Annotated in this window: 14 protein-coding genes; 9 read left to right on the forward strand and 5 right to left on the reverse strand. The window is 60.2% G+C overall.

Annotation, left to right across the window (positions count from 1 at the left end; all coding sequences use genetic code 11):
* Positions 1 to 107 precede the first annotated feature (107 nt).
* From DX909_RS18875 to DX909_RS18895, 5 genes are all read left to right on the forward strand, one after another.
* Positions 108 to 710, forward strand: a complete 603-nt coding sequence (locus DX909_RS18875) for a hypothetical protein (protein WP_128546770.1) — start codon at positions 108 to 110, stop codon at positions 708 to 710.
* A gap of 13 nt (positions 711 to 723) precedes the next feature.
* Positions 724 to 1,914, forward strand: a complete 1,191-nt coding sequence (locus DX909_RS18880) for a serine hydrolase domain-containing protein (protein WP_128546771.1) — start codon at positions 724 to 726, stop codon at positions 1,912 to 1,914.
* 77 nt (positions 1,915 to 1,991) lie between these two features.
* Positions 1,992 to 2,777 (forward strand): alpha/beta hydrolase, encoded by a 786-nt coding sequence (locus tag DX909_RS18885; protein WP_128546772.1) that lies wholly within the window; start codon positions 1,992 to 1,994, stop codon positions 2,775 to 2,777.
* Between the two features lie 24 nt (positions 2,778 to 2,801).
* Complete coding sequence (locus DX909_RS18890; RefSeq protein WP_128546773.1) at positions 2,802 to 3,965, forward strand: helix-turn-helix domain-containing protein; 1,164 nt, start codon at positions 2,802 to 2,804, stop codon at positions 3,963 to 3,965.
* A 45-nt stretch (positions 3,966 to 4,010) separates the two neighbouring features.
* Positions 4,011 to 4,823 carry a CPBP family intramembrane glutamic endopeptidase gene (locus DX909_RS18895; RefSeq protein WP_128546774.1) on the forward strand — a complete coding sequence of 271 codons (813 nt, stop codon included), beginning with the start codon at positions 4,011 to 4,013 and terminating at the stop codon, positions 4,821 to 4,823.
* A gap of 102 nt (positions 4,824 to 4,925) precedes the next feature.
* Here DX909_RS18895 and DX909_RS18900 read toward each other — a convergent pair whose 3' ends face one another.
* Both DX909_RS18900 and DX909_RS18905 read right to left on the reverse strand, forming a co-directional pair.
* The gene (locus DX909_RS18900) at positions 4,926 to 5,825 is read right to left on the reverse strand and encodes a hypothetical protein (RefSeq protein WP_128546775.1); all 900 of its coding nucleotides are present in this window, start codon (positions 5,823 to 5,825) and stop codon (positions 4,926 to 4,928) included.
* 20 nt (positions 5,826 to 5,845) lie between these two features.
* A complete protein-coding gene (locus DX909_RS18905; protein ID WP_128546776.1) occupies positions 5,846 to 6,439 on the reverse strand; it encodes a TetR/AcrR family transcriptional regulator in 594 nt (197 codons plus the stop codon).
* A gap of 149 nt (positions 6,440 to 6,588) precedes the next feature.
* Here DX909_RS18905 and DX909_RS18910 point away from each other — a divergent pair, with 149 nt between their 5' ends.
* The 4 genes from DX909_RS18910 (at position 6,589) to DX909_RS18925 (ending at position 10,114) form a co-directional block, all read left to right on the forward strand.
* On the forward strand, positions 6,589 to 7,407 hold the full coding sequence (locus DX909_RS18910; RefSeq protein ID WP_128546777.1) for a helix-turn-helix domain-containing protein: 819 nt from the start codon (positions 6,589 to 6,591) through the stop codon (positions 7,405 to 7,407).
* A 109-nt stretch (positions 7,408 to 7,516) separates the two neighbouring features.
* The gene (locus DX909_RS18915; protein ID WP_128546778.1) at positions 7,517 to 7,981 is read left to right on the forward strand and encodes an LIC_13387 family protein; all 465 of its coding nucleotides are present in this window, start codon (positions 7,517 to 7,519) and stop codon (positions 7,979 to 7,981) included.
* Positions 7,982 to 8,176: 195 nt separating this feature from the next.
* Positions 8,177 to 9,325 (forward strand): sensor histidine kinase, encoded by a 1,149-nt coding sequence (locus tag DX909_RS18920; protein WP_128546779.1) that lies wholly within the window; start codon positions 8,177 to 8,179, stop codon positions 9,323 to 9,325.
* Between the two features lie 3 nt (positions 9,326 to 9,328).
* A complete protein-coding gene (locus DX909_RS18925) occupies positions 9,329 to 10,114 on the forward strand; it encodes a LytR/AlgR family response regulator transcription factor (protein WP_128546780.1) in 786 nt (261 codons plus the stop codon).
* A 4-nt stretch (positions 10,115 to 10,118) separates the two neighbouring features.
* Here DX909_RS18925 and DX909_RS18930 read toward each other — a convergent pair whose 3' ends face one another.
* The 3 genes from DX909_RS18930 to DX909_RS18940 form a co-directional block, all read right to left on the reverse strand.
* Entirely contained in the window at positions 10,119 to 10,571 is a 453-nt protein-coding gene (locus DX909_RS18930; RefSeq protein WP_164851340.1) for a nuclear transport factor 2 family protein, read from the reverse strand.
* A 121-nt stretch (positions 10,572 to 10,692) separates the two neighbouring features.
* Complete coding sequence (locus DX909_RS18935) at positions 10,693 to 12,549, reverse strand: CocE/NonD family hydrolase (protein ID WP_128546782.1); 1,857 nt, start codon at positions 12,547 to 12,549, stop codon at positions 10,693 to 10,695.
* A gap of 41 nt (positions 12,550 to 12,590) precedes the next feature.
* Entirely contained in the window at positions 12,591 to 13,451 is an 861-nt protein-coding gene (locus DX909_RS18940) for an NmrA family NAD(P)-binding protein (RefSeq protein WP_128546783.1), read from the reverse strand.
* Positions 13,452 to 13,504: the final 53 nt, after the last annotated feature.

Consider the following 13,504-nt stretch of genomic DNA (forward strand, 5'->3'; position numbering starts at 1 on the left):
CCGGTTTCTTTCGCCCTCGCCCGGCGGTGCGTCCTTCCGGCCCCGTCCGCATTTTTGAAAAACCCGCCCGAGCCCCAGTTTTGCCGAACCAACGACAACAGGTACGCATGAACCGGCTCCTTCTTTTCCTTCGGATTCTAATTCCGGCAACGGCTTTATCTTCCCTCCCGACCTGCGCCCAGAAGCCCGGACCGGCGCTGAGTTTGGCGGTCTTTAACCAGGGAGTGGCGGTGCCTTACACCCGGCTTTTTACCAAACCGCTGCACCCCGGCGTCCAGATCGACCTCGAATGGACGTACGGGCGGGGTCGGCATTCACGGGTGCTGCAATCGGCCGGGATCGGCTATTATTTTCACCGCCATCTGGCCCACGGCCTCTACGCCGGCACCGCCCTCGGCTATGAATACCGCACCGGCTCCGGCCTGAGCGCGTCGGCCCGGCTGGGGCTGGGCTACCTTCGCACCCTGTCGGCCGAAACCACCTACACCCTCGTCGACGGAACGTACCGACCGGGGCGAAATGCGGGAACGGGTCACCTGATGCCGTCGGTATCGGTGGATGCGGGCTGGTACCTACGCCCGAAAGACCCGGCTTCGGCCCGCCTTTTTCTGCGGTATCAGTCCTGGATCGAGTATCCGTTTGCGCCCGGTTTCATCCCCTTTCTGAGTCACGTCAACCTGATGGCCGGGCTGACTTTTCATCCTTTCTAAAGTACTGAATACCATGAAGCGATTATCTTATCTGCTGATAGCAGGTTTGTCGGCCCTGGCGGCCTGTGAACCAACCCGGACCGTCGATCCGGTGGTGTATGAATGCCTTCCGGACGGGACACCGCCCCCGGCCATGACCCCGGAAACCGACCGGTACCGGAAGCTGCTGGACGACCTGACCCGGCAGGGCGTTCCGGGCATGATAATGGCCGTCAAAAAACCGGGGCAGAACCTGTGGACGGGGGCATCCGGCTTCGCCGACCTGAAGCGGAAGGTCCGGATGCAGCCCTGTCAGATCAGCCGGGCGGGCAGCACAGTCAAGATGATTACGGCCACGGCTCTTCTGATGCTTCAGGAAGAAGGCAAACTATCGCTCGACGACCGCGCCGGCCGCTACCTGCCGGCCTCGGTGACCCACGGGATTGCCCAGGCCGAAGGAGCCACCATCCGGCAACTGCTCAACCATACGGCCGGGATCTACAATTACATTCAGGACCTCCGGTTTCAGACGGCCTCCCTCAACGATCTGACGAAGGTCTGGCAGCCCGGCGAACTGCTGGATTACGCCCGGAACCGGAAGCCTTATTTTCCCGCCGGCGAGGGCGTCCGGTATTCCAACACGAGTTATATTTTGCTCGGCATGATCATCGAAAAAGTGTCCGGGATGCCGTTTTCGCGTTTTTTTACCGACCGCATCTTCCGGCCCCTGGGGCTGAAAAATACCGCCTTCAACCCCAATGACCCGGTGCCGTCCGGTATCGCCCGGGGATATATCGACCTGCACAACAACGGGCGGCTGACCGAAAGTACCTTCTACAGCGGCTGGGACTATTACACCGCCGACGGAGGGCTGATTTCCAACCCGGCCGATCTGGTCCGGTTCCTGGAAGGTCTGTTCGGCGGAAAGCTGGTGAGCCGCCGGTCGCTGGAGGAGATGCAGCGGTGGGTGGTACGGGAGGCAGCCGGGGACTTCTTCCCGCTGGAATTCGGCCTGGGGATGTTCCGGCTGAAACTGCCGCAGGGGGTAGCCATCTACCACAGCGGGGACGCCATCGGTTACTTTGCCAGCATGATGTATTTTCCGGAAAAAGGTATTTTCATCGTCTGGCAGACCAACGGCAATTACGGCCGGCTCGACGCGCTGATTTCCGGCCGGGAAGCGTACCTGAAAATAGCCGAAACGGTCCTGACCGAAGGGCGATAGGAATGATCTGCCGAAAATGATAATTTCAGACCCGATTCCCTCCGGGGGCCTAACCTGTCAGATCCATTTTCCCGTCCATGAAACCGTATTTCCCGATCCGTCGCCGGTCATACCTCCCTTCCGGTATGGCCTTGGCCTGGCTTTTACTGGCCCTGGCCGGAACCGCCCGGTCCCAGACCGTCCCCCATGCCCCGCTTCAACTGGCCGGGTACCATTACCGCGAAATCATCGAAAACGCCGATTCCTCGGCCCGGAATCTGCCGGTGGTCATCGCCCTCCACTGGATGGGCGCCAGTCCGACCAGTTTTGCCCGGTACGTCACCGGCTTCTCCCGGCCGGTGCGGCTCCTGCTGGTGGAAGCCCCCTATCCTTATAAGCAAGGCTATACCTTTTATAGTCTTTCCCCGAAAAACTATTACGACCTGCCTGCCGACGAAAAAATGGTTATCCTGCTGAAGGAGGGCGAACGGCTGAGCCGGTTCATCGAAGCCGCCACGAAAAAAAATGCGCCGGCCACGAAACCGGTGATCCTCGGAGCCTCCCAGGGTGGGGATTTAAGTTACGTCGTCGCCACCCGTTACGGCCACCTGATCAGCCGGGCCTGCCCCCTGCTGGCCACCATGGACAACCGGATTGTGACCCAGGCCGGGAAAGCCGGGCCGACCTCTCCTCCCATCGACGCCTTCCACGGCACGGCCGATCCCATCGTTCCCATCGAAACGGCCCGCCGGCACGTCCAGACCCTGAAAGAGCGGGGTTTCCAGGCCCGGCTGCACACCTACGAAGGCGTTAAACATGACATTCCCGACGCCATGAAGGCGGACTTCATTCAGTTGATAACCGGCCATCTGGCGAATCCTTAACCCCATTCAATCAGGCTCATTCCGGTGGAAGTCCTCGTCATCAGCAGCCTCAGCGTCGTAGGGTTCTGCATGGCCCTCCTGCTCGGGAAGGCCCGCCCTGCCCCGGCCGACCGCGTACTGGCGATCTGGCTGGTGCTGATTGCGGTCAACCTGTCGGCCGTCTGGGTGGTGGAACGGGGCCTGGAAGCCCGGTTTACCCTGCTGCTGTCTCTGAGCGAATGCACCGGCCTGCTGCACGGGCCGGTGCTGTGGCACTACACCCTGGCGCTCACCCGGCCCGGAACCCGTCTGAAAATCCCGGCAAACGGCCACCTGCTGCCCTTTGCGGTGGCCGGGCTGTGCCTGCCCCCGTTCGCCCACCGGCCCGAGGTGCACCAGGTTACGGCCGCGGCCGGCATTCTGAGCGTCGGCGGCTATGCGCTGGCCGTTCTGAAGGAGCTGAACCGCCATCGGCGGGCCACCGAACAGGTGTTCTCCTACGTGGAGACGGTGCGGCTGAACTGGCTGCGCCATACCATCTTTTACCTGCTCATCATGCTGATGATCGGGTTGGGCAGTCAGCTGGTTTTCGCCTTCACGCCGGTCCGGCTGGCCCATTACGGCAACTGGTATTCCGACCTCTTTCTGATCACGATGGTGTGGCTGATCAGCTTCCACGGCGTTCGGCAGCACACCATTTTTTCGGCGGCCCTCCCGGTATCCGAACCGGCTGTCCCGTCCGAAGCCGAACCCGGAGAGACCCGCTATCAGAACTCCGGCCTGAAGGAAGAAGAAGCCCGCCGACTCATTGCCGAGGTCCGAAAAATCATGACCGACCGACGGCCCTACCTCGACCCTGAACTGACCCTGTTCAAACTGGCGGAGCTGACGGGGCTGCCGGCCCACCATCTCTCCCAGGTGATCAACTCCCAGACCGGCCGGAACTTCTTCGACTTCGTCAACCACTACCGGGTTCTGGCTCTGAAGGAAGCCCTCGCCCGGGGGGCTGCCCGGCAGTTCACTCTAACGGCCCTGGCCTTCGATGCCGGTTTCAATTCCAAGACCTCCTTCAACCGGGCGTTTAAAAAATTTACGGGTAAAACCGCCCGCGAATACCTTCAGGAGCTGGAAACGCCGGCCCCGGATGCCGCAGAAACCACGGTTTTTGAGGGTTCATCCGATAAGGCGGGGCGACCGGAACGCGATTGACGGCTCTTTTTGCGGCCATGTTTCACGCAAACCTGCCGCCATCGTATGCCGTTTGTTTCCCTTCTCCGCCGGCTTTTCTTCCGGCCCGACGTTGTTTATTCCCGGTACGAAAATCAGTTTCAGGCCCGAACACCGGCCGGGCGCCGGTTTTACCTTTTCATGTACCTGCTGCCGGGTCTGGTGGTCTATGCCGCCATCAACATCCCATCGCTATACGAAGCCGGGGTGCGGGCCACGGGCCTGACCGGCCGGTACTACCAGTACGGCTGGATCGCCTTCATCACCTTCGGCTGGCATATGGTTTTACCGTTCCTGATTTTACGGTACCATGACAAACTCAGCGTCCGACAAACCTTCGAGTACCTGGGCATGGACCGGTTCGACTGGCGGGGCTGCTCCTACCTGCAGGTGATCGCCTTTCTGCTGTTCACGATCCTGACGCTTCCCTACATGGCTTACCTTCAGCGGCCGATGTACCAATGGCTCGATGCGGCCCCGCTGCTCCGGATTCCGGACTACAGTATTTTTAAAACCGCCGAATCCCTCTACGGTTTTCCGCCGGTACTCCTGCTACTGCTGTTCATCGGCAATTTTGTGGGAGAAGAGCTTTACTTTCGCGGCTATTTGCAGAAAAAGACTGCTTTTCTGGGAAAACACAACGTCTGGGTGAACGGAGTCCTCTTTGCGGTCTACCATTTATTCCAGATACCGCAGACCTGGCCGCTGGTGATTCCGTCCATGGTTTTTCCGCTGCTGATGGCGGCCCGGAAAAATCTGTACGTGGTGATCCTGTTTCATCTGCTGGTCAACCTCGTCTGGGCACCGCTCATTCATTTTCTACTGCCGTTCATGCCCTGAAACCGCAAGACCGTTTCCCAAAGCCGATTCGAAGATTCTGAAAACGAACGAAGCCACCGTCCATTCCGGCGGTGGCTTCGTTTCGGGTAAATGAAAGCGGGATCAGTGCGCCCGGGAGAGTTCGTCCCAACCGGGCCGGTAGGCAAACCGAACGAGGAAGAAAGACCATACGGCCATGGAGAGAACCATTTCCGGGATATGCGCCATCCGTACCGGAACCGGCATCAGCGGATTGGGCAAAATGAGCGGAACGGAAATCAACACGCTGCAAACCAGCATCATGCTGATCAGAAAGGTCTGCCGGCGGCCGGCATACAGCAGCGCCATCCCCATCGCTCCCAGCAGCCAGCCGATCCCGCGGCCATACTGAAACAGCAGGAAAGACGGTTTGATGCCCTCTATGTGGGTCAGGAACGGCAGCAGCCCGGTACTCCCCGAATAAAACTGCCTTACTTCCGGGGACTGCCAGGCCACGAAATAGCCAAACGAGAAATAAATGAGCACATAGAGCAGCGGGAGGGCGAAAAAGGCGGAGAGGTGGAAAACCGGCGGAGGCAGAACAGGGCGGCCGACGGCCGGTGCCTTGCCTTTTTTCAGCAGAAACACGGCCGCCGGGATGATCAGCACTTTTTCGAGGAAACTGCTCAGGGCAATCAGGCCGACGTTCCGGGGCGTCAGGGCCGGGAAGGCGGTGTGGAACCACAGCGGCTCCAGCTGCAGCATGAAGGTTTCGAAATAAAACAGGACCGCCACCAGCAGGGCCGCCAGCCGCAGGCCGGAAGCCCCGGCGTTCAGAATCAGGAAGGTCAGTACCGCCGTTCGAACGGCAAGATAAACCATCGACAAAACCGGCAGGCGGGCGGCTTCTTCCGGGGGCAGGGTACCGAGCGAGGGCGAAAATGCCGGCAGGACCGCGTTGACCCCGGCAAAAACCAGCACGTGCAGAACGAACAGGGCGAAAAACCGGCCGGCGAGTTGCGGCCGCGATACGAAAAGGCTCATGGGCGTATGATGAAAGTTGGTTAGGTTTTCGGGGGAAGCAACTGCTCGACAAACAGCGTCCGGAACCGCTCCACCACCTCGTCCACCTCCAGACTGGCATTGATGAACAAATAACCCAGCGAGCCGGTCAGGGCGGAAAGCAGGACGATGGCCTGGCTTCGGGGGTCGTGCGGCCGGAAGCGTCCCTCGGCCGTGCCCTTCCGGTACACCTCCGTAACCATCCTGATCAGAGCGTTGGAAGCCTGCGTCTGATACTCCGACAGTTCCTCGACCTCCATCGTTTTGGTCATCGAAAGGGAAAAGAAGTACAGTTCTTTCCGGTGGGTGGCCCAGTATTCAAGGTAGTCTTTAATGAAGGACCTCAGCCCGGCCGGTTCGTCGGTGGCCGTCACGAGGGCCGTGACGATGCCGGCCAGCCCACCGCTGAAATGTTTGTTGGTTTCGAGCAGCAGGTGATCTTTGCTGCGGAAGTGATGGTAAATGCCGCCCTTGGTCAGGCCCGCCCGCTGACTGATCCGCTCCATACTGGCCCCGGCATACCCCCGCTCCAGAAACTCATCGACGGCGGCCTGTAAGATTTCATTTACGCGCTCTTCTCTGGGTCGTTTCGCCATTTTTTCCTACTGTCCAGTCTACATACCGACCGTCGGTATGTTACAAACATAGTACTTTCAGCCGGACAAAACAAATTTCCCGGAACCCCTCCGCCAATTTTTCGACGGAACCGGCCGAACGCTTATCTTGGGAACGAAATTCCGCCTTCATGAAGCTTCAGGTCCTGACCCCCGAACCTCCTCTTCAGCCTTTTATTGCTGCTTTCTGGTACTTTGAAAGCGACTTTGGGGTGCCGGTGACCGACAACCGGGTGATTGCACCGAACGGCAAGGCCAAAATCATCATCCCCTTCCGCAACGCCCTGTTTACCCACCTGGACGGCCGGGAAACCGAGTACCCGGAACAGTCGGTTTTCTTCATCGGCCTCTGGGACCGGCCGGTCACGCTCAGTTCGCGGTCCCGCTCCACCGGAACCATCGGCCTGGAACTGACGCCGGAAGGAGCCTACCGCTTTACGGACCTTTCGATGTTCGAGCTGACCAACCGGATCATCCCGTTCGACGAACTGTACGGACCGGCGGGCCGTGCGCTGCAGGAGCGCATCGGCAATGCGGTGACGATGGACGAGCGGTTACAGCTGATCCAGTCCTTCCTGATCGCCCGGCTGGATCGGCGGCCCCCCAACAGTCTGGTCGATCATACCGTCGGGCTGATCCGGGAGTCGATGGGGCTGGTGCCGGTTCAGGAACTGGAGCGCCGGACCGGTTATTCGCGCCGGTACCTCGACCTGCTCTTCCGCGACCACCTCGGCCTTTCGCCCAAGACGCTGGCGACCATCGTGCGGTTTCAGCGGATGTACCGCATCTGGGCCACCGACGACCGCATGACCTTTTCCGAAGAATCCCTCTACGACCTCTATTACGACCAGGCACATTTCATCCGCGAATTCCGGCGCTATACCGGCTATTCACCCCGGCAGTATACCCGGATCAGGAACGAATTCGGAAAAATCTTCTACCGTCGGTAGCACTTCCCATTTTTACAATTTTTTCCGGACGCGCCGGATCAACTTTGTGGGGTCGGTTTCCCCACGAACCGGGAGGAACCATTCATAATACCACTTAAAATCAAGTTTTATGAATCCTAAACTTTCCCTTCGGCTGGCGTCCGGGTGCGCCCTTTTCTTTCTGGCCGGTCACAGCATCGGTCACCTGACCCGCAGGCAGATCGACGATCCGGCGGGGCAGTCGGTGCTGCGGCACATGGAATCCTTCCGGTTTCCGATCGGCGGGCAGCTTCGCACCTACGACGAATTTTATACCGGCATGAGCCTCAACCTGATCATCAGTCTGGCGATGCTCGCGGTTCTGCTCTGGCTGCTTTCCTCCCTGACCGTCTCCCAGGCCGCCGTCGTCCGGAAGCTGCTCTGGCCGGTGATGGGCTGCCTGTTCCTGTTTTCCGTCACGAGTTTCCTGTTTTTCTTCCCCCTGCCCGGGATTTCCTGCGCTCTGGCGGTCGGCTTCATCGGCTGGGCAATCCGCGGGCTGGACGACCGCGGCCGCCAACAGTCTGAACGGTTTTTCACACAACCCGGAAGATAAATGGAGCGGGGTTGCCGGGTCCGGGCCACCTTTGTTCGGCTGCGTCACTGCGGCCGGGGCGGTTTTCGGGACACCGACACCAGTCGAAGCGCTCCTGTGCCGTTCAGCACCAGATTGGTCGGAGACGAGCCCCTTTCCGGTTACATTTAGTGAGCCGGTTCTGCGCCGGCGGCTTCGTCTCCGACCCGAAATTTTATGAAGACCCTGATCAACCCCTCGGCCCTTCCCCTCAGCGAGCGCGTCATCCGCCGGTATACGTTCGGCTTTTTCGTAGGGTTCCTGATTGTTTCGCTGGTCGAGATTTTCGCTTCCTACGCCTTACGGAAGGATTTTCGGTATCCGGCCCTCGAAATCGCCTACTTCGCCGTTCAGTGGTCGATCTGGACCCTCCTCAGCCCCATCATCGTCCACCTCGCCTTCCGGTATCCGTTGAACGGCCGGCCGCTGGTCCGCTGGGTCGGGACGCATCTGGTGCTGGGCACGCTGTTCATTACGCTGGAGTTTCTGGTCGAGATTCCCACCGCTCGGCTGTTGAAAACCTGGATCTGTCACAGTCCGGTTGACACCGTGGCGCAGTATCTGGCCCAGTATGTGACGCGGTTCAACTATTTCCTCCTGATCTATCTGTTCGTGGTGGTCTGCATCAACGTGTATCTGTACGTGGTCCGGTATCACCAGGCGACCATCAACCGGCAGGAGGTCGAACTGAAGGCGGAGCAGCTGCGGACCCAGCTGGCCGATGCCCGGCTCCAGGCGCTGAAAATGCAGCTCGACCCGCACTTCCTGTTCAACACGCACAACGCCGTGACGGCCCTGATGCTGACGGGCGACAATGAGCGGGCCATCCGCATGATCAACGGCCTGAGCAGCCTGTTGCGGGCCATGCTGCAACGCCGGGAAGATCAATTGGTTACGCTGGAAGAAGAACTTCATTTTTCGGGAATGTACCTCGATCTTCAGCAAATCCGCTTCCGCGACCGGCTTCGCATCCGCATCGACCGGGAACCGGAAGCCGGGCGCTGTTTAGTGCCTCATTTTATTCTACAGCCGCTGATCGAGAACGCCGTCATTCACGGGGTGGAAGCTTCACTGGGCGAGAAGTTCATTCGGGTGACGGCGCAGGCGTCGGGCGACCGGCTCGAACTGACGGTCACCAACAGCTACAACCCGCACGCCGGCCACCGGCACGGGACCGGCATCGGCCTGACCAACACCCGCCGGAGGCTGGAATATCTGTACGGTTCCCGAGCCGATCTGAGTTTCAGCCCCGGCCCGACCTCCGTGACGGTCCGGGTGACGTTTCCCCTCCGGTTTGCCGACCAGCCTCTGACCGTCGAAGCCTGAGCCATGACCACCTTCCGAACCCTGCTGATCGACGACGAGGAACTGTCTCGGGAAGTACTGAAATCGTTCCTGTACGAGCGGCCGGAGATCACCGTCGTCTGTGAATGTGCGGACGGCTATTCGGCCGTCGAGCAGATTACCACCCTCCGGCCGGATTTTATCTTCCTGGATGTGCAGATGCCCGAAATGGACGGTTTCGAGGTGGTGCGGCAGGTGCAGCCGGTCTATCTGCCGTACATTATTTTCGCGACGGCCTACGACCAGTATGCCCTGAAAGCCTTCGAGCTGAAAGCCCTGGATTACCTGCTCAAACCGTTCGACCGGCGCCGGTTCGGGCAGGCCGTGGCGCGGGCCGTCGAACAGCTGACCCTCCGGCGGGCCTCCGACTTCCACACCCGCATCGAGTCTCTGCTCACCCACGAGGAAACGGAACGCCCCACCCGGAAGCCGGAGTACCTGCCCCGGCTGATGATCCGGGATCACCGGCGGATTTTCTTCGTTCCGGTGGAGGAAGTCGACTATCTGGAAGCGGACGGCAATTACCTCTGGGTTCATACCGAGGGCCGGCGCCACCTGATGAACGAATCCATCAGCCGGCTGGAGCAGAGCCTGTCACCGGAGCGGTTTATCCGGATCAACCGCTCCTACATCATCAACCAGTACGCCATCCAGGAAATGGAGCCCTATTTCAACGGGGAATATAATGTAAAGCTGAAGACCGGGGCCGTCCTGCGCTGGAGCCGCTCCTACCGCGACCGGTTGACGCAGCTCGCCGGGTGGACACCGTGAATTCCTATTTGGCAAACTCCTGCCGGTAGGTGATTTTGCTGACGATCTTCCACTCGCCGTCGATCTTCAGCAGGTTGAAAAAGTCGATGAACCGGAAGGTGGGGTAATCGATCTCGACCCGAGCCTGCCCGGCCGTTCCGGCGTATTCATACCGCACGATGCGGGTGGTCCGGTCGGCTTTTTTGCCCGCGCCCTTCTTTGCGTTGTTCAGATACTCGGCGATCGGCACGTCGCGGAACCGGCCGTTGGTGAAGTCCACCAGTTTCATGGAGGCCGAAGGGTGAAAGGCCCTGTTCAGCCGGGTCGTATCGCCGAAGGTGCCGCCGTCGAGGTAGTTCATCAGCGTTTCCCTGATCCGGTCGTCTTCCGCCGGGGTGGTCTGGGCAAGAACCCCGGTCGGCAGGAAGGGCAACAGAAGAAGGGCGGAGAACAGGAGGCCGTGTTTCAGTGCGTTCATCGGTTTTGCGTTTTTCACCAAACCTAACAACCCGTCGCGCTTCCCGGCCGGTTTTTCATCCGGCCTGTTTTCCTGACAGGGTAAGCTGAACGAATCCGCCCTCCGGCTGAAAACCGCCATCTCAATTCAGCACGCGGACCTTCAGCAGACTCCCGGCGTGGACGCGGTGGGTGGCTTTTCGAAAATCCTTTTCGTCGGCTTCGTGAATGTTGGGTACGAACGTCTGCGGGTTGCGGTCGTAGAGCGGGAACATCGTGCTCTGCACCTGCACCATGATCCGGTGGCCTTTCCGGAACGTATGCAGCACGTCGATCAGCTCGTAGTTGACGGCGGTCACCTCGCCGGGCCGGAACGGTTTCGGGTGGAGCTTATCGTCCCGGAATTTCCCCCGGAACGCGTCGTGCCGCACCAGCTGCTGGAAGTCGCTCATCTTCTCATTTTTGGCGGTGGTGGGGTTGTCTTTGGCCTCGCCCGGGTACACGTCGATCAGCTTCACGATCCAGTCGGCGTCGGTGCCGGTGGTGGAGACTTTCAGGTTCGCCAGCAGGTTTCCGGCCAGGGTAACGTCCTCCGTCAGCACCTCCGACTGATACACCAGCACATCCGGCCGCCGGGCGGCAAACCGCTGGTCCTCCACCATGTAATCCGGGTTCATCTCCAGGCCGATCGTCTCGGAAAACGGAACCGGTTTGGCCGGGTCGGAGACGAATTCGTCAAAGCCGCCGGATCCGGTCGGAGCCTGAAAGGAAAGCTTCCCACCCGGCAGCAGGTACAGCGCCTTCTCGACGGCGGCTTTGGGCGGCCAGGCGTCGAACGACCGCCACCGGTTGGAACCGGTTTCGAACAGGTGAGCTTCCGGGAAGTCGGCGGTGCCCTCCCCTTTCAGGAAATGGGCGAAGAATTTCCGTTCGATGTTCTCCTGAAAATAGGGGCCGGTTTTCGATCCGAAACTGACGCTGCCCAGCGACTCGCCGGAGTCGTTCCAGCCCCCGTGCGTCCACGGCCCGGCCACCAGCACATTGAAAATGCCGGGGTTCTGTTTTTCGATGGCCGCGTAGGTCTTGAAAATCCCGTGCAGGTCCTCCGCATCGTACCAGCCGCCCACGATCATCACCGCGTGCCGGATGCCTTTCAGGTGCGGCAGAATATTCCGCGACTGCCAGAAGGAATCATAATTCGGGTGCGCCAGATTGGCCGTCCAGTAGGGGTCTTTGCCGCCGTAATAGTCGGGTTTCTGGGAGTTTTTCATCGGGCCGAGGTTCAGAAAAAACTGATAGCCGTCTTCGGTCCCGTAATGGAATTCGGTTCTGGAAGGCTCTTGGGTCGGCTTGCCGTCGGTGCGGTTCGTGAAGTACGGGTAAAAATTAAAATTGTGGGGGATCAGGAACACCCCGTTGTGGTAGCTGTCGTCCCGCCAGAGGTCGGCCATCGGGGCCTGCGGGGAGGATGCCACCAGGGCCGGGTGGCCGCTGAGCGTCCCGGCCGACACATAGAAGCCGGGGTAGCTGATGCCCCACTGCCCGACCTTGCCGTTGTGGTTCGGGATGTTTTTGAGCAGCCAGTCGATGGTGTCATACGTGTCCGTGCTTTCGTCGACGTCCCTTTTCGCTTTCTTTACGTCGATATGGGGCGTCATTTCCTGAAAGATTCCCTCGCTCATCCACCGGCCCCGGACGTCCTGATAGACGAAGATGTATTTGTCCCGGGCGATCACCTCCGACGGTCCGACGCGCCGGGGGAAGTTTTCGGTTCCGTAGGGCCGGCACGAATACGGCGTCCGCTGCATCAGAATCGGGTATTTGCGATCCGGTCCGGCATCTTTCGGCACATAAACAGCCGTAAAGAGTTTAATTCCGTCACGCACCGGAACCTGGTACTCGTACTTGGTATAGTTTTCCGGATAAAACGGGTTGACCGGGGGATTCTGGCCGAAGGCGGTCAGGGAGAGCAGGAGCAGGCAGACAATTCGCAGTTTCATCCATTCATGAAGTTGAATGGTAAAAGTAAGCCGAAATTTTGTCACCGGCCCGTGACCCGTCCGGAAAGATATTCCCGAAGCGTGGTCTGCCCCCGCACCGGCTCCGACGGTTTCTCGTAAGCCTCCTCCCGGGTCACTTTAGTCATGGCGGCCATCGATTCGGCGCTTTTTTCCGAGAAGCCCGCGCCCCGGAGCCAGTCCATCCACCCACGTTCCGGAATTTCCACGGCCTCCACCGGCCGTTGCAGCAGGCCGGTCAAAACGACGGCCACGTCCGCAGCCGAATAGGTTTCCGGCCCTTCAGCAAATACCGGCCGGACGCCCCCGTCGGGTTCGCTCAGCAACTGCGCCCCGGCCCGGCCGAGGTCGCCGGGGGCCACCATCGGCAGCCGGAAGTCCGGCGGGTACAGCGTGTAGACCTTTCCCTCCTGCCGCGCGGTTTCCAGCGAAAAATTCCAGTTGCTCATGAAGTAGGCGGCCCGCAGGATGCGGGTCGGAATGCCCGTCGCCCGGCAGCCCTGCTCCAGTTCGTAGAGGACGCCCAGATCGCCCAGCCGGTCGCCGGGCTGGGCGCCGTAGGTCGACTGAACCACCACGTTTTGCAGGCCGGACTCTTCGAGGGCCTTCAGAATCAGCTGCACGGTCCGGCGTTCCTCCCGGGCCGAATCCGAGGCCGGGTTGGCCGCCGGATTGATCAGATAAGCCCGGTCGCCCTGCCGGAAAACGGCTCGAAGCCGTTCGGTATCTTCTATAGCGACCACGGCCACGCGGGCCCCTTTCCGCTCCCAATCCCCGGCTTTGGCGGGGTCGCGGGTGAGAATCGTGACGGGCCTGCCCCCGTCGAGCAGCGTTTGCGCTACGACCGATCCTACCTGACCGGTTCCTCCAAGAATGATGTTCATGGCGCAAAATTACCCCGTGCGGGTGACAGCGGTATGTCAGGGGTTTCGAATAA

The sequence above is a fragment of the Larkinella soli genome (genome assembly GCF_003703975.1).
Classification (GTDB): domain Bacteria; phylum Bacteroidota; class Bacteroidia; order Cytophagales; family Spirosomataceae; genus Larkinella; species Larkinella soli.